At 67.9% G+C, this 15,699-nt stretch carries 15 protein-coding genes; 8 read left to right on the top strand and 7 right to left on the bottom strand.

The window, feature by feature from the left end; genetic code table 11:
• Nucleotides 1-20: 20 nt before the first annotated feature.
• Entirely contained in the window at nucleotides 21-566 is a 546-nt protein-coding gene (locus tag ACK4TH_RS08640) for an RDD family protein (RefSeq protein WP_409625132.1), read from the bottom strand.
• A 280-nt stretch (nucleotides 567-846) separates the two neighbouring features.
• On the opposite strand from ACK4TH_RS08640, the gene ACK4TH_RS08635 reads away from it, so the two are divergent.
• The 6 genes from ACK4TH_RS08635 to ACK4TH_RS08610 all read left to right on the top strand — a co-directional run bounded on the left by ACK4TH_RS08635 (nucleotide 847) and on the right by ACK4TH_RS08610 (nucleotide 8,484).
• Nucleotides 847-2,625, top strand: a complete 1,779-nt coding sequence (locus tag ACK4TH_RS08635; protein WP_409625129.1) for an acetolactate synthase 3 catalytic subunit — start codon at nucleotides 847-849, stop codon at nucleotides 2,623-2,625.
• A gap of 128 nt (nucleotides 2,626-2,753) precedes the next feature.
• Nucleotides 2,754-3,245 carry an acetolactate synthase small subunit gene (gene ilvN, locus ACK4TH_RS08630; RefSeq protein WP_409625126.1) on the top strand — a complete coding sequence of 164 codons (492 nt, stop codon included), beginning with the start codon at nucleotides 2,754-2,756 and terminating at the stop codon, nucleotides 3,243-3,245.
• A 30-nt stretch (nucleotides 3,246-3,275) separates the two neighbouring features.
• Nucleotides 3,276-4,292 carry a ketol-acid reductoisomerase gene (gene ilvC / locus ACK4TH_RS08625; protein ID WP_409625123.1) on the top strand — a complete coding sequence of 339 codons (1,017 nt, stop codon included), beginning with the start codon at nucleotides 3,276-3,278 and terminating at the stop codon, nucleotides 4,290-4,292.
• A 178-nt stretch (nucleotides 4,293-4,470) separates the two neighbouring features.
• The gene (gene pssA, locus ACK4TH_RS08620) at nucleotides 4,471-5,274 is read left to right on the top strand and encodes a CDP-diacylglycerol--serine O-phosphatidyltransferase (protein ID WP_409625120.1); all 804 of its coding nucleotides are present in this window, start codon (nucleotides 4,471-4,473) and stop codon (nucleotides 5,272-5,274) included.
• Nucleotides 5,275-5,529: 255 nt separating this feature from the next.
• The gene (locus ACK4TH_RS08615) at nucleotides 5,530-7,071 is read left to right on the top strand and encodes a 2-isopropylmalate synthase (protein WP_409625117.1); all 1,542 of its coding nucleotides are present in this window, start codon (nucleotides 5,530-5,532) and stop codon (nucleotides 7,069-7,071) included.
• 150 nt (nucleotides 7,072-7,221) lie between these two features.
• A complete protein-coding gene (locus ACK4TH_RS08610) occupies nucleotides 7,222-8,484 on the top strand; it encodes a D-alanyl-D-alanine carboxypeptidase family protein (RefSeq protein ID WP_409625114.1) in 1,263 nt (420 codons plus the stop codon).
• A gap of 60 nt (nucleotides 8,485-8,544) precedes the next feature.
• Here ACK4TH_RS08610 and ACK4TH_RS08605 read toward each other — a convergent pair whose 3' ends face one another.
• Genes ACK4TH_RS08605 through nth form a run of 4 tightly spaced genes read right to left on the bottom strand, consistent with a single transcriptional unit; the run spans nucleotide 8,545 to nucleotide 11,592 of the window.
• Nucleotides 8,545-9,330 carry an IclR family transcriptional regulator gene (locus ACK4TH_RS08605; RefSeq protein WP_409625111.1) on the bottom strand — a complete coding sequence of 262 codons (786 nt, stop codon included), beginning with the start codon at nucleotides 9,328-9,330 and terminating at the stop codon, nucleotides 8,545-8,547.
• 56 nt (nucleotides 9,331-9,386) lie between these two features.
• The gene (locus ACK4TH_RS08600; protein ID WP_409625108.1) at nucleotides 9,387-10,124 is read right to left on the bottom strand and encodes an arginyltransferase; all 738 of its coding nucleotides are present in this window, start codon (nucleotides 10,122-10,124) and stop codon (nucleotides 9,387-9,389) included.
• Complete coding sequence (aat, locus tag ACK4TH_RS08595; RefSeq protein ID WP_409625105.1) at nucleotides 10,121-10,912, bottom strand: leucyl/phenylalanyl-tRNA--protein transferase; 792 nt, start codon at nucleotides 10,910-10,912, stop codon at nucleotides 10,121-10,123. The genes ACK4TH_RS08600 and aat overlap by 4 nt, the downstream gene beginning before the upstream one ends.
• Entirely contained in the window at nucleotides 10,909-11,592 is a 684-nt protein-coding gene (gene nth / locus ACK4TH_RS08590) for an endonuclease III (RefSeq protein WP_409625102.1), read from the bottom strand. The genes aat and nth overlap by 4 nt, the downstream gene beginning before the upstream one ends.
• 99 nt (nucleotides 11,593-11,691) lie before the next feature.
• Between nth and ACK4TH_RS08585 the strand changes: the two genes are divergently transcribed.
• Nucleotides 11,692-12,885, top strand: coding sequence for a PLP-dependent aminotransferase family protein (locus ACK4TH_RS08585; RefSeq protein ID WP_409625173.1), 1,194 nt, complete (start codon nucleotides 11,692-11,694; stop codon nucleotides 12,883-12,885).
• Here the strand turns inward: ACK4TH_RS08585 and ACK4TH_RS08580 are convergent, their stop codons facing one another.
• On the bottom strand, nucleotides 12,886-13,440 hold the full coding sequence (locus tag ACK4TH_RS08580; protein ID WP_409625098.1) for a redoxin family protein: 555 nt from the start codon (nucleotides 13,438-13,440) through the stop codon (nucleotides 12,886-12,888).
• 55 nt (nucleotides 13,441-13,495) lie between these two features.
• Between ACK4TH_RS08580 and ACK4TH_RS08575 the strand changes: the two genes are divergently transcribed.
• Nucleotides 13,496-14,866, top strand: a complete 1,371-nt coding sequence (locus ACK4TH_RS08575; RefSeq protein WP_409625095.1) for a TrpB-like pyridoxal phosphate-dependent enzyme — start codon at nucleotides 13,496-13,498, stop codon at nucleotides 14,864-14,866.
• Between the two features lie 102 nt (nucleotides 14,867-14,968).
• Here ACK4TH_RS08575 and serB read toward each other — a convergent pair whose 3' ends face one another.
• Entirely contained in the window at nucleotides 14,969-15,685 is a 717-nt protein-coding gene (serB, locus tag ACK4TH_RS08570) for a phosphoserine phosphatase SerB (RefSeq protein WP_409625092.1), read from the bottom strand.
• Nucleotides 15,686-15,699: the final 14 nt, after the last annotated feature.

The raw sequence follows: 15,699 nt of genomic DNA, 5'->3' as shown, positions 1-15,699 counted from the left end.
GCGTCGAGCGCGGGCGCGATTCAGGCGGATTTGGCGGTGGATCGCACAGGGCGACTGTCGACCAGCCGTGTGCCGGCCCAGGCGTCGTGCCAAAACTGCCGGTCGGGGTGAAAGCGCGCCAGCACCGCCCAGATGGCGATCCAGCCGCCCAGCAGCACCACCCCTTCCAGCGCGGGCCAGGCCATGGCCTCGCGCAGCGCCAGCGGCGGCAAAAACCACGACCACGACAGCAGGTAGCGCAGCAGGGCGCGCGCCTGGGTGAGCGGTCGCCCCTGCCGGTCCACCACGCGGATGTGCCAGGTCTTCATGGCCAGCGTTTGGCCTTTGTGCCAGAACCAGGTGAAGTACACCCCCAGCACGACGAACAGAAAGGCCTGCTGCATGTGCCGGTTGTCCAGCGCATGGCGCGTCTGGGTCAGGGCCGAAAACAGATAGCCCGCGATGAACACGACGCCAAACAGCAGCATGCCTTCGTAAAGCCAGCACGCCATGCGGCGCGGCAGCGACGGGGTCGGCAGCCGTTCGATCGTGGCAGTCGGGGTGGGGGCGGCGGGGGGCGAGGACATGCGCGCGGCGGGGATGCGGTCGGGGTCAGAGAAAACCCGCTTGACATTGTCGCATGTCCCGCTCGTGCCTCCGGTGCGGAAAAAATCCGGCCGGGCTGCAGAGTTTGCATGCTGCAGTGCCATAATGAGCATTGGTATTCATCATTGCCAGCCCGAAACGGGTCAAGGTCGCGGACCAACCGCCATGGCCTTGGCCTCAAGTCCCAAAGCCGCCTCACAAGGGCGCGATCGAGGGGCACCGGAGGTTTTTCGTCAGAGAAATACTGAAAGGTTGTTTGCCATGGAAATCAACAAGGCCGAAATCGCGTCCGCCGCTGCCGCCGCCGGCCAGCCGCCCGTCGCCGAGCTCATGGGGGCGGAGGTGCTCGTCAAGTGCCTGCAAGCCGAAGGGGTGAAATACGTCTGGGGCTACCCCGGCGGTGCGGTCCTCTACATTTACGACGCGCTGTACAAGCAAGACAGCATCCAGCACGTGCTGGTGCGCCACGAGCAGGCGGCCGTGCATGCCGCCGACGGATACGCGCGTGCCACCGGCGAAGTCGGCGTGGCGCTCGTCACGAGCGGTCCGGGTGTGACCAATGCCATCACCGGCATCGCCACGGCGTACATGGACTCGATCCCGATGGTCATCATCACCGGGCAGGTGCCCACGGCCGCCATCGGTCTGGATGCCTTCCAGGAATGCGACACCGTGGGCATCACCCGGCCCATCGTCAAGCACAACTTCCTGGTCAAGGACGTGCGCGATCTGGCCAGCACGATCAAAAAAGCCTTCCACATCGCGCGCACCGGTCGTCCCGGACCGGTGGTGGTGGATATTCCCAAGGACGTGTCCTTCAAGAAAACCGCGTTCACCGGCTATCCGGACAGCGTCACGATGCGCTCCTACAACCCGGTGCGCAAGGGGCATGGCGGCCAGATCCGCAAGGCGCTGCAACTGCTGTTGAGCGCCAAGCGGCCCTACATCTACACGGGGGGCGGCGTCATTCTGGGCAATGCGGTGCCGGAGTTGCGGCAGCTCGTGGATCTGCTCAATTACCCTGTGACCAACACGCTCATGGGGCTGGGGGCGTTTCCCGCGACCGACCGGCGCTTCCTGGGCATGCTGGGTATGCACGGCACGTTCGAGGCCAACAACGCCATGCAGAACTGCGACGTGCTGCTGGCGGTGGGGGCGCGGTTCGACGACCGCGTCATCGGCAACCCGAAGCACTTCGCCCAGATCGAGCGCAAGATCATCCACATCGATATCGACCCGTCCAGCATTTCCAAGCGCGTCAAGGTGGACGTGCCCATCGTCGGGGATGTCAAGGATGTGTTGAACGAGCTGATCGCGATGGTGCGCGAAAGCCCGGTCCGTCCGGACGAGCGGGCGCTGGCCGCCTGGTGGGAGACGATCGAGGGCTGGCGCGCGCGCGACTGCCTGCGCTACGACCGCGACAACACCGACGTGATCAAGCCGCAGATGGTCATCGAGACCCTCTGGAACATGACCAAGGATGTCGAGGCCTACATCACCTCCGACGTCGGTCAGCACCAGATGTGGGCGGCGCAGTTTTACAAGTTCGAGCAGCCGCGGCGCTGGATCAACTCGGGCGGGTTGGGCACCATGGGCGTGGGCATTCCGTATGCCATGGGCATCAAGCTCGCCAAGCCCGAGGCCGAGGTGTTCTGTGTGACGGGGGAAGGCTCGGTGCAGATGTGCATCCAGGAGCTGTCCACCTGCCTGCAGTACAACACGCCGATCAAGATCCTGTCGCTGAACAACCGCTACCTGGGCATGGTGCGGCAGTGGCAGGAGATCGAGTACTCCGGCCGCTACAGCCACTCCTACATGGATGCGCTGCCCAACTTCGTCAAGCTGGCCGAGGCCTACGGGCATGTCGGCCTGCTGGTGGAGCGGCCACAGGACGTGGAGCCGGCGCTGCGCGAGGCGCGCAAGCTCAAAGACCGCACGGTGTTCATCGACTTTCGCACCGACCCGACGGAGAACGTCTGGCCGATGGTGCAGGCGGGCAAAGGCATCACCGAGATGCTGCTCGGCAGCGAGGACCTGTGACGTCATCGCGGCGGACGGCCCTCGCCGTGAGGGCGGCCCGCTGGCGACGAATCCGAGGAATCTATTGACCGCCAAGCCCGCCCCTTACCGGGGGTGGGGGAGGGCGGCCGAAAAGAGGAATCTCATCCATGAAACACATCATCGCCGTTTTGCTGGAAAACGAGGCCGGGGCCCTGTCTCGTGTCGTCGGGCTGTTCTCCGCCCGGGGCTACAACATCGAGTCGCTCAACGTCGCCCCGACCGAAGACCCATCGCTGTCGCGCATGACGATCCAGACGACCGGCTCGGACGACATCATCGAGCAGATCACCAAGCACCTCAATCGCCTGATCGAGGTGGTCAAGGTCGTCGATCTGACCGAGGGCGCCTACACCGAGCGCGAGCTGATGCTGGTCAAGGTGCGCGCCGTCGGCAAGGAGCGCGAGGAGATGAAGCGCATGGCCGACATCTTCCGCGGCCGCATCATCGACGTGACCGAGAAGAGCTACACCATCGAGCTCACCGGCGATCAGGCCAAGAACGATGCCTTCCTGCAAGCCATCGACCGCAGCGCCATTCTGGAAACGGTGCGCACCGGTGCCTGTGGCATCGGCCGCGGCGAGCGCATTTTGCGCGTCTGAATCCCACCCCCTTTTCACCTGGAGCGAACAATGAAAGTGTTCTACGACAAGGACTGTGACCTGAGCCTGATCAAGGGCAAGACGGTGGCCATCATCGGCTACGGCAGCCAAGGCCACGCGCATGCGCAAAACCTCAACGACAGCGGCGTCAAGGTCATCGTCGGTCTGCGCAAGGGCGGTGCGTCCTGGGGCAAAGCCGAAAAAGCGGGCTTGACCGTGATGGAGGTCAACGACGCCGTCAAGGCGGCGGATGTCGTGATGATTTTGCTGCCCGACGAGCAAATCGCCGAGGTCTACAACCAAAACGTCGCGCCCCACATCAAGCAGGGCGCGTCGCTGGCCTTCGCCCACGGCTTCAACGTGCACTACAACCAGGTGGTGCCGCGCGCCGATCTGGACGTGTGGATGGTCGCGCCCAAGGCCCCGGGCCACACCGTGCGCAGCACCTATCTGCAAGGCGGCGGCGTTCCGCACCTGGTGGCGGTGCACCAGGACAAGAGCGGCAAGGCGCGCGATCTGGCGCTGAGCTACGCCATGGCCAACGGCGGCGGCAAGGCCGGCATCATCGAGACCACCTTCAAGGAAGAGACCGAAACCGACCTGTTTGGCGAGCAGGCCGTGTTGTGCGGCGGTGCGGTCGAGCTGGTGAAGATGGGCTTCGAGACGCTGGTCGAGGCCGGCTATGCGCCCGAGATGGCCTACTTCGAGTGCCTGCACGAGTTGAAGCTCATCGTCGACCTGATGTATGAGGGCGGCATCGCCAACATGAACTACTCCATCTCCAACAACGCGGAGTTTGGCGAGTACGTCACGGGTCCCGAGGTGATCAACGAGGAGTCCCGCAAGGCCATGCGCAAGGCGCTGGAACGCATCCAGAACGGCGATTACGCCAAGATGTTCATCCAGGAAGGCCGCCTGAACTACCCGAGCATGACCGCGCGTCGCCGCAATCTGGCCGCGCACCCGATCGAAGTGGTCGGCGCCCAATTGCGGGCCATGATGCCCTGGATCGCCAAGAACAAGCTGGTCGATCAGAGCCGCAACTGATGGATCGCCGGCCAATGGCCGGCCGATTTCTCCCCAACGCCCGCGTGCGGCACATGGTGCCCGCCCGCGGGCGTTGCGCCATGCAGGGGCGCATGAGGCATCCCGCGTGGGCGTACACTTGCGCTCGGCCCGGCGCGTCCGACGCGCCGGGGCAGTCCCCTCGCAGTGGCCTTGGTTCATGCTCGACGGATCTGATATCTCCCCCACCCCGGAGGCGCCGCGGCGCGCCAAGGGCATTTATGTCTTGCCCAACCTGGTGACGCTGGCGGCGCTGTTCGGCGGCTTTTACGCCATCGTGATGGCGATGAACGGCCGCTACGATCTGGCCACCACCGGCATCTTCGTCGCGATGGTGCTGGACAGCCTGGATGGCCGCATCGCGCGCCTGACGCACACGCAAAGCGCCTTTGGCGAGCAGATGGACTCGCTGTCGGATATGGTCTCGTTCGGCGCGGCGCCCGCCTTGGTGGCCTACGAGTGGGCGCTGCGCGATCTGGGGCGCTGGGGCTGGATCGCGGCGTTCGTCTACTGCGCCTGCGCGGCGCTGCGGCTGGCGCGCTTCAACGTCAACACGCACGTGGTCGACAAGCGCTATTTCCAGGGTCTGCCGTCGCCGGCGGCGGCGGCGCTGGTGGCCGGCTTCATCTGGCTGGCCAGCGATGCCGGCCACGACGGCGAGGGGCTGGAGTGGGTGCTGTTTGCGCTGACGCTGTACGCCGGGCTGACGATGGTGACCAATGTGCCGTTCTACAGCTTCAAGGACCTGAGCCTCAAGCGCAGTGTGCCGTTCGCGACGCTGGTGGCGATTGCGCTGGGGATCGCCGTCATCAACATCCACCCGCCGACGGTGCTGTTCGCGCTCTTCGTCCTGTACGGCTTGTCCGGCTACGTCGTGTATGTGGTGCGCAAATCCAAGGGTCGGCCGGTCAGCGTGGTCAGCACCTCTACCGACGAGCCGGACGAGCGCGGGCTGCACGACTGAGTGGCGTGGTGCGGGCCATCGCGGCGATCGCCATAGTCTATCGCCCGTCCGTCCATCGCGCGCGCCGTGCCGCTTGTGTTACATTGATGGCCATGGAATTCGCGTTGATCCGCCTACTGCTGCTACCCCGTTGCGGGCAGGTGGTTTAGCGCGCGTTTCCAAACCTCCACGGCCCGCATGCCCCCGCTGCGGGCCGTTTGTTTTGCTGGCAGCGCACGGGCATCGACCACAGCCACCCCTAGCAGGAGTTCCGCCATGACCGACAAGCTGATCATTTTCGACACCACCCTGCGCGACGGCGAGCAGTCCCCAGGCGCCTCGATGACCAAGGACGAAAAGCTGCGCATCGCGCGCCAGCTCGAGCGGCTGCGCGTCGATGTGATCGAGGCGGGCTTTGCGGCCAGTTCCAACGGCGACTTCGAGGCGGTCAAGGCGATTGCCGATGTGATCAAGGATTCCACCGTGTGCTCGCTGGCCCGGGCCAACGATCGCGATATTTCGCGGGCGGCCGAGGCCCTGCGCGGCGCCAACCGCGCGCGCATCCACACCTTCATCGCGACGTCGCCGCTGCACATGGAAAAGAAGCTGCGCATGACGCCCGAGCAGGTGCTGGAACAGGCGCGGCAGGCGGTGCGCTTTGCGCGCAATTTGTGCGCCGACATCGAATTCAGCCCCGAGGATGGCTACCGCAGCGAGGTGGACTTCCTGTGTCGCGTGTTGGAGGCGGTGATCGCCGAAGGGGCGACGACCATCAACATCCCGGACACCGTCGGCTACGCGGTGCCGGAGTTGTACGGCCATTTCATCAAAACGCTGCGCGAACGCATCCCCAACTCCGACAAGGCGATTTGGAGCGTGCACTGCCACAACGACCTGGGCATGGCGGTGGCCAACTCGCTGGCCGGTGTCAAGATCGGCGGGGCGCGCCAGGTCGAATGCACGATCAACGGCCTGGGGGAGCGGGCGGGCAACTGCTCGCTGGAGGAGATCGTCATGGCGGTCAAGACCCGCCGCGACTATTTTGGGCTGGACGTCGGCATCGACACCACACAGATCGTGCCCGCCAGCCGCATGGTCAGCCAGACCACGGGCTTTGTCGTGCAGCCGAACAAGGCGGTCGTGGGGGCCAACGCGTTCGCGCACGCCAGCGGTATTCATCAGGACGGCGTGCTCAAGGCGCGCGACACCTACGAGATCATGCGCGCCGAGGACGTGGGCTGGAGCGCGAACAAGATCGTGCTGGGCAAGCTGTCGGGGCGCAATGCCTTCAAGCAACGCCTGCAGGAGCTGGGCATCGAGATGGAGTCCGAGACGGACCTCAACACGGCCTTTGCCAAGTTCAAGGAGCTGGCCGATCGCAAGGCGGAGATCTTTGACGAAGACATCCTGGCGCTGGTCAGCGACGAGAGCGTCACACCGGAGAGGGAGCAGTACGGGCTGGTGTCGCTGTCGCAGCACTCCGAGACGGGCGAGCGCCCGCACGCGCGCGTGGTCTTCACGATCGACGGCAAGGAATACATTGGCGAGGCCGACGGCAACGGGCCCGTGGATGCGTCCATCAAGGCCATCGAGTCGCACGTCAAGAGCGGTGCGGAGCTGCTGCTGTACTCGGTCAACGCGATCACCAGCGGCTCCACCGAGTCGCAGGGCGAGGTGACGATTCGCCTGCAGCACGGCGGTCGCGTGGTCAATGGTGTCGGGGCCGATCCGGACATCGTCGTCGCGTCGGCCAAGGCCTATTTGTCGGCCCTCAACAAGCTGCACAGCAAGGTCGATCGCGTCGCCGCGCAGGGCTGAGCGGGCGCGGTGCCGGGGCTGGGCGGGCGGCACGGCCCCGGTGTTGCGGAAACGGCTCAAAAATTTTGCCTAACACGGTGTCGAAAAGGGTGTTTTGAGCGATCGCTCCCCTATACTGCCAACCTTGTCGATGGCTATGGGGCCGACACCATGAACAAGACGCTGTTGTGGGGCACGCGAGCGCTGGCGCTGGCGCTGGTCGGATGGGGTTTGAGTCTGCCGCCGCAGGCAGCGCACGCGGCGACCGTTTCGGTGAGCGCCAAGGCGGACCGCGCCAAACCCCCGGCCAAGCCGCGGGCCAAAGCCGCCAAGGCCGCGCCCCGAGCCAAACATCGGGCGCAGAGCGGGACCACGCGCCGCACCGCATCGGCCCAGCCTGCAGCCCTCAAGGCTCAGGCGGCGTTTCCCGCCGCGGCACCGCGCGCGACTGGGGCGTCCGCGCCCCGGACACGCACCACGCTGGTATCCGCCCCCGCCATGGGGGCGGCCGCGCTGTCGGGTGCGGCGTTCGTGTCCCGACCGGCGGAAGGCGGGACGGACGACGCGCACGCGCTGTCGCTCGATCCGGTGCGCCTCAATTCCAACGCGGTGCTGGTCGTGGACCGCGACACCAATGCGGTGCTGGTCGGCAAAAACGACGCGGCGGTGCTGCCCATCGCGTCGCTGACCAAGCTGATGACCGGGCTGGTGATCGCCGACGCGGGTCTGCCGATGGATGAAGTCCTCACGATTACGGCGGACGACATCGATCGCCTCAAAGGCAGTGGATCGCGTTTGGCGGTGGGCACGCGCCTGTCCCGGGCCGAGGCCCTGCACCTGGCCCTGATGTCCAGCGAGAACCGCGCGGCCCATGCGCTGGGGCGCACCTATCCGGGGGGCATTCCGGCATTCGTCGCCGCCATGAACCGCAAGGCGGCCGAGCTGGGCATGAGCGCCACCCGTTTCGTCGAGCCCACCGGCCTGTCCAGCGACAACCAGTCCAGTCCGCGCGATTTGGCGCGACTCGTTTCCGCCGCGGCCGAGCGCCCCGTGCTGCGCGAGCTGACCACATCGCCCGAGTACGAATTGGCCAGTGGCCGGCGCGTGGTGCACTACCGCAACAGCAACAAGCTGGTGCGCGAAAGCGAGTGGGATATCCTGCTGCAAAAGACCGGCTACATCCGCGAGGCCGGTCGCTGCGTGGCCATGCAGGTGCGGCTGGCGGGGCGCGACCTGATCATGGTGTTGATGGATGCTGCGGACTCGTCGGCGCGCTGGACGGATGCGGAGCGCTTGTTGCGCTGGCTGGAGCAATCGTTGCTGCGTTCCGGGGCGGGTAAGCCCGAGGCGCTGATGCCGGAGCGGGTGTCGCAGCCGTGGGATGCCTCGGCGGACCCCTTGGCGGATCGTTGGACCGAGCACCCGCCGGGGTGACGCCTGACGCGCCGCGCCGACAGGGGCGGACAGGATGACGGTGGGTCGGACGAGGGCTGGTCAGGAGCGCTCGCCGCGGTAACCCAGCGCGGCGCTGATCTCCGCCGCGGTGGCCTGAAGCTTGGGCAGCCAGCTCTCGTCGATGCGGTTGGCGGGCGCGGAGATGGACAGGCCCGCGACAAGCCGCCCTTGGTCGTCGTGGATGCCGGCGGCCATGCAGCGCACGCCGGGCTCCAACTCCTCGTTGTCGCGTGCCACGCCCAGCCGGCGGCACAGGGCCAGCTCTTTTTCCAGCACCGCCAGTTGGGTGATGCTGTTGGGTGTGTTGCCCGCCAGCCCGGTGCGCGTGGCGTAGGCGCGCAGGCGCTGCGGGTCCTCTTGCGCGAGGAACAGCTTGCCCACGGAGGTCAAATGCAGCGGCGCCCGCCCCCCAATGGCCCGCACCACCTGCATGCCCGAGCGCTCGCTGTAGGCGCGCTCGATGTAGACGATCTCGTCGCCCTGGCGCACGCTCAGGTTGACCGGCTGCTGGATTTGGCGGTGCAATTCGCGCATCGGGCCGACGGCGACTTCGCGCACATCCAGCCGCGCCTTGACGAGGTTGCCCAGCTCCAGCAGGCGCAGACCCAACCGATACATGCCGGGTTCAGGGCGTTCCACGAAGCGGCCGATCGCCAGATCGTTGAGGATGCGGTGGGCGGTAGAGGGGTGCAAGCCGGTTTCTTCGCCCAGCGTTTTGAGCGATACCGGATCCTCGTGTCGCGACAGGACGTCCAGCAGGGCGAACATGCGCTCGAGCACCTGCACGCTGGGTCGTGGAGGGAGGGTGTCGTCCGTTTTGCGCATGGCTGTCGTCGGAAATCTCGACAGCCGATTTTACCAGATGAAATGACGGCCCATCCTCAAAACGCCAGTTGCCAGCGGCCATCCCGGTAGAGCTCATGCGGCCGAAAACGGACCTTGTAGGCCATTTTGGGGCTGTCGGCGATCCAATACCCCAGGTACACATAAGGCAGGTGCAAACGGCGGGCCTGCTCGATTTGCCACAGCACACCGTAGGTGCCCAGCGAGCCGGGCCAGTCCGGGTCGTAGAAGGTATAGACCGCGGACAGGCCGTCGTCGAGCAGGTCGATCAGGGACACCATCACCAGCCGGTCCGGGGTGTCCGCGCCGGCCCGGGCCCAAAACTCCACCAGTCGCGAGTTGACGTGGCTTTGCAGCAGGAACTGGCTGTACTGCTCGACGTTGTCGTGGTCCATGCCGCCCCCCGCGTGGCGGCTGCGCTGGTAACGCAGGTACAGCGCGTAGTGCGCAGGCGAGTAGCCTAGGCGCATGACCCGCGCGTGCAATGTGGCGTGTTCACGCCAAGCACGGCGCTGGCTGCGGTTGGGGGTGAACTCCGCGGCGCGCACGCGCAAGGGGATGCACGCCTGGCAGCCGTCGCAATGGGGCCGGTAGGTGAACAGGCCGCTGCGTCGAAACCCGCTGGCCACGAGGCGGGAGTAGGTCTCCCCCTGGATGAGGTGGCTCGGGGTGGCCACTTGCGAGCGCGCCAGCTGCTGCGGCAGATAGCTGCATGGGTAGGGCGCCGTGGCATAGAACTGCACGGCGGTCAGGGGCAGTTCGTGCAGGCGGGTCACAAGGGTGTCGAGGAGGTGATGGTGGGCGGCGTGTCCAGCGGCGCGTCGGGCCACAGCCGGTCCCAGTATAGGCAATCCCAGCGCCATGCGGGGGACGGCGCATCGATGGCCTGGCGAACCTCCTGCAAAAAAAGGTTGCGCGATTCCTCGGCAGCCCCGAGCGACGCCAAATGGCGGGTGTTCTGCTGGCAATCGATCAAGGGTACGCCCCAGGCGCGGCACGCCGCCACCAGCGCCGCCAGCGCCATTTTGGAGGCGTCCACCCGGTGGCTGAACATCGATTCGCCAAACACTGCGCGACCAATGTTCACCAAATACAGGCCACCTACCAGCCGCCCATCCCACCAGGTCTCGACGCTGTGCGCGTGGCCCTCGCGGTGCAGCGCGCGGTAGGCGGCCATCATCTCCGGGACGATCCAAGTGCCGTCCTGTCCGGGGCGCGGTGTGTGGGCGCAGGCGTCGATCACGGCATCGAATGCGCTGTCCAGGCGGATCTCCAGCCGCCCGTGGCGCAGCGCGGCGCGCAGCGCCTTGCGCAGCGAATGGCTGAGGTGAAAGCGCGACGGTCGCAGCACCATGCGCGGGTCGGGGCTCCACCACAGAATGGGCTGCCCCTCGCTGTACCATGGGAACACCCCGTGGCGGTACGCTTGCAGCAGGGTCGGGGTGTCCAGCGCGCCGCCGGCCGCGAGCAGTCCGGGGACAGGGTCCCGCCGCCCCCAGGCCCGCTCCGCGGGCGGGAAAGGGTCGCCGGGCTCCAACCAGGGCAGCGGGCGGAGGGGGCTCATCTGGGGGTGGTCTGGGTCCGGCGCGACTTGCGGATCTGGGGTGACGCTTGCGTCTGCGCCTTGGCATGGTCGCACCATGCCGCCACGCTGCACGCGCCGCACTTGGGCGCGCGCGCGGTGCAGGTGTAGCGCCCGTGCAGGATCAACCAGTGGTGCGCGTCGCGCAAAAAGCGCTCGGGCACGCGCTGCAGCAGCCCCTGCTCGACCTGCAGCGGCGTCTTGCCGGGGGCGAGCCCCGTGCGGTTGGCGACGCGGAAGATGTGCGTATCCACCGCCATCGTCGGCTCGCCGAAGGCGACGTTGAGCACCACGTTGGCGGTCTTGCGGCCGACGCCGGGCAGGGCCTCCAGCTCCTCGCGGCGGCGCGGCACCTCGCCGCCGTGGCGCTCCAGCAGCAGGCGGCAGGTCTCGATCACGTGGCGCGCCTTGCTGCGGTACAGGCCGATGGTGCGGATGTGCGCTTCCAGCCCTTCCTGCCCGAGCGCAAGGATCGCCTGCGGCGTGTTGGCCACGGGAAACAGCCGCCGCGTGGCCTGGTTGACGCTGCGGTCGGTGGCCTGGGCGCTCAGCATCACCGCGACGAGCAGCTCGAACACGCTCGTATACTCCAGTTCGCTTTGCGGCTGAGGCCGCTCGGCCTGCAGGGCCGAGAAGAAGGCTTCGATGTCGCGCGGTTTCATGACCCAGATGGCGGCGCCGGGCCCCTCGGGGCTGCGGCGCCTTCGCATGCACGTGCCTTGCAAGGATACGCGATGACGGATCACGCGCCCGCCTCCCCGGTGCGGCTGGCCGATCGGCTGGCCCACGTCGAGACCTCGGCGATCCGGGAATTGTTCAAGCTGCTGGGCAAGCCCGGCATCATCAGCTTTGCCGGCGGCTTTCCGGATGCGGCGCTGTTCGACGTCGAGGGCATCCGCGCCGCGACGTTGGCGGCGCTGGAGGCCAACCCGGGCGCGGCGCTGCAGTACGGCGCCACCGAGGGCTTCGATCCGCTGCGCGAGCAGTTGGCTGCCTTCATGGCGGCCAAGGGTGCGCGTGGCGTGGCGCCCACCGACCTGATCGTGACCACCGGCAGCCAGCAGGCGCTGGACCTGATCGGCAAGACGCTCGTGTCGCCGGGCGACAAGGTGATCGTCGAGGCGCCGACGTTCCTCGCCACCATCCAGTGCTTCCGCCTCTACGGCGCGCAGCTGCTGACGGTGCCGGTGGACGGGCAGGGTGCCGACGTCGAGGCGCTGGAGCGGCTGATCGAGGAGCACCGGCCGAAGTTCGTCTACCTGATCCCGACGTTTGGCAACCCGAGCGGGGCGCAGATGAGCCTGGAGCGCCGCCGCCGCGTGCTGGAGCTGGCCGTGCGCACCCGCACGCTGGTGGTGGAGGACGACCCGTACGGCGACCTCTACTTCGACGCCCCGCCGCCGCCCAGCCTGCTGGCGCTGAGCCACGAGGTGCCCGGCAGCCGGGAGTGCCTCGTGCACTGCGGCAGCCTGAGCAAGGTGCTCTCACCGGGCCTGCGCATCGGCTGGATGGTGGCCCCACCCGAGCTGCTGGCCAAGGCGACGATGTGCAAGCAGTTCAGCGACGCGCACACCAGCACCTTCGCGCAGGCCACCGCGGCGCAGTACCTGGCCAGTGGCCGCATGCCGGCGACGCTGGCGCGCGTGCGCGGCATCTACGCCCGCCGTGCCGCGGCGATGGTGGAGGCGCTGCGGCAGGAGCTGGGCGCGGCGATCGACTTCGTGCCGCCGCGCGGTGGGCTGTTCGTCTGGGCGCGGCTGACCGGTGCGGATGGCCGGGCGACGGACGGCGGGGAGCTGGCGCGCCGGGCCATCGAGCAGGGCGTGGCCTTCGTGCCGGGGGCGCCGTTCTTCGCCCGTGATCCCGACCCGGCGACGCTGCGGCTGAGCTTTGCGACGGTGGACGAGGATCGCATTCGCGAGGGGGTGCGGCGGCTGGCGGCGGCGCTGGGATGATCATCCTTGCGCGCGTGACCACCGCAGCGACGCCGCCCACAGCCTGAGCCGCATGCCGAGGCCGGTGGTGTAGCCGACCGTGACGTGGCGCAGGCGGTCGCCGGCGTCCAGCACGGCAAACACCGGCACCGCGCGCCAGCCGTGCGCGGCGGCGAGGCGTCCGTCCGCATCCAGCACCGTCACCCACGGCAGGCCGCGCTGGCGCAGGTGAGCGCGCACGGCGGCCGCATCGCCGCTGCGCGTGGCCAGCGTCACCACCGGCCGCTCGGCCGCCAGCGCGGTGACGGTGCCTTCCTCGGCGCGGCAGATGCCGCACCAGGTGGCCCAGACGTGCAGCGCCAACGGCGCATCGGCCCCGGCGCCGAGCTGCGCGCGCAGGTCGGTCCAGCTGCCGCGGCCCTCGGTGCCGTCCGGCATCAGCCACGCCAGCGTGCCTTCGGGCGCCCAGCGCTCGGGCGTGGCGCGCGTCAGCCACGCCTGCACCCCCAGGAAAACCCCAAGCGCCAGCGTCAGGGTGATCGAAGCTTCGCGTACAAAATGGCGGATGCGGCCCATGGCCCGATTGTGCCCGGCCACCCCCCACCGTATCCGATCCTCGAGGAGATCCCCCGTGACGACGCCGACCAAGTTCCTGCTGCAGGAAAGCCAGATGCCCAAGTACTGGTACAACATCGCCGCGGACCTGCCGAAGGCCCCGCCGCCGGTGCTGCACCCGGGCACGCTGCAGCCGGTCGGCCCCGACGACTTGGCGCCGCTGTTTCCGATGGAGCTGATCCTGCAGGAGGTCAGCACCGAGCGCGAGATCGAGATTCCCGAGCCGGTACGCGAGATCTACCGCCTCTGGCGGCCGAGTCCGCTGTTTCGCGCCCATCGGCTGGAAAAGGCCCTGGGCACGCCGGCCAAGATCTTCTACAAGTACGAGGGCGTCAGCCCGGCCGGCAGCCACAAGCCCAACACCGCGGTGCCGCAGGCGTTTTACAACGCGCAGGCCGGCACCAAGCGGCTGACCACCGAGACCGGCGCCGGCCAGTGGGGCACGTCGCTGTCGTTCGCGGGGCAGCTGTTCGGGCTGGAGGTGCTGGTGTTCCAGGTGCGCGTCAGCTACGACCAGAAGCCCTACCGCCGCGCGGTGATGGAAACCTACGGCGCGCGCTGCCTGCCGTCGCCGTCCACCGAGACGGAATATGGCCGGCGCGTGCTGGCGCAGCGCCCGGATCACCCGGGCAGCCTCGGCATCGCGATTTCGGAGGCGGTGGAGCTGGCTGCGCAGCGCGAGGACACCAAGTACGCGCTCGGCTCGGTGCTCAACCACGTGCTGCTGCACCAGACCGTCATCGGCCTGGAGGCGATGGAGCAGCTGCAGATGGCCGACGCCTGGCCGGACGTGATCGTCGGCGCCACCGGCGGTGGCAGCAATTTCGCCGGCATCGCGTTTCCGTTCATCGGCCACGCGCTGCGCGGCGGGGCGCGGCCGCGCGTGGTGGCGGTGGAGCCGGCGGCCTGCCCGTCACTGACGCGCGGCAAGTACGCCTACGACTTCGGCGACACGGCGCACCTGACCCCGCTGACCAAGATGCACACGCTGGGCTCGACCTTCACGCCGCCGCCGTTTCACGCCGGCGGGTTGCGCTACCACGGCATGGCGCCGCTGGTGTCGCACCTGAAGGAGTTGGACCTAATCGAGGCGGTGGCCTACACGCAGACGCAGTGCTTCGAGGCCGGCGTGCTGTTCGCGCGCAGCGAGGGCATCGTGCCGGCGCCGGAGGCCAACCACGCCGTCAAGGGCGCGATCGAGGAGGCGCTGCGCTGCAAGCGCGAGGGCCGCAGCGAGACGATCCTGTTCAACCTGTGCGGCCACGGCCACTTCGACATGGCCGCGTACCAGAAGTACTTCGCCGGCGAGCTCAAGGACGAGACCTACGACGAGCGCGAGCTGGCGATGGCGCTGTCGGGTCTGCCGAGCGTGCCGGAGCCGGTTTGAGCAACCCGTGGGTCGGCATCCGATGGATGACCGGCCCGCGGGCCGAAAGATCATGCAAACCGGAAAGTCGACTTTCCGATTTGCATGAAATGACTCGGTGGCTCAGGGCCGCACGACCTCCAGCAGCCGATCCAGCCCGCCCATGTCGATCGCGACGTGGGCCTGCTGGCGCACCTTGGGCTTGGCGCGGTAGGCCACCGCCAGGCCCGCGGCGGCCATCATCTCCAGGTCGTTGGCGCCGTCGCCCATCGCGATGGCCTGCTCGGGCGTGCAGCCGATCAGGTCGCACGCCTGCAGCAGCGTGCGGCGCTTCTCCGCGCCGTCGCAGATGTCACCCCAGTGCTGGTCCACGAGCCGGCCGGTCAGGCGCCCGTCGACGATCTCCAGCTTGTTGCTGCGCGCAAAGTCCAGCGCCAGCCGCTCGCGCAACCGGTCGGTGAAGAAGGTGAAGCCCCCGCTGACCAGCAGCACTTTGAGCCCCGCGGCCTTGCACGCCAACACCAGCTCGGCCGCGCCGGGGTTGAGCTTGAGGCGCTGGCGATACACGTCCTCCAGGTGCTGCACCGGCACGCCGGCCAGCAGCGCCACGCGGCGGCGCAGGCTTTCCTTGTAGTCGGTGATTTCGCCGCGCATCGCGGCCTCGGTGATGGCGGCGACCTCGGCTTTGCGCCCGGCGGCGTCGGCGATCTCGTCCACGCACTCGATGTTGATCAGCGTGGAATCCATGTCGAAGGCGATCAGCCGGAAGTCGCGCAGGCGCAGCGGCGGGGTGATACCTCGCACGGCGAGGCCGGGGGCGATGTCGGTCAGAGGGGTCATGGGCGGCATTATCG

This window comes from Tepidimonas sp. (genome assembly GCF_046292505.1).
Classification (GTDB): domain Bacteria; phylum Pseudomonadota; class Gammaproteobacteria; order Burkholderiales; family Burkholderiaceae_C; genus Tepidimonas.
This window is presented reverse-complemented; position numbering and strand designations above follow the sequence as displayed.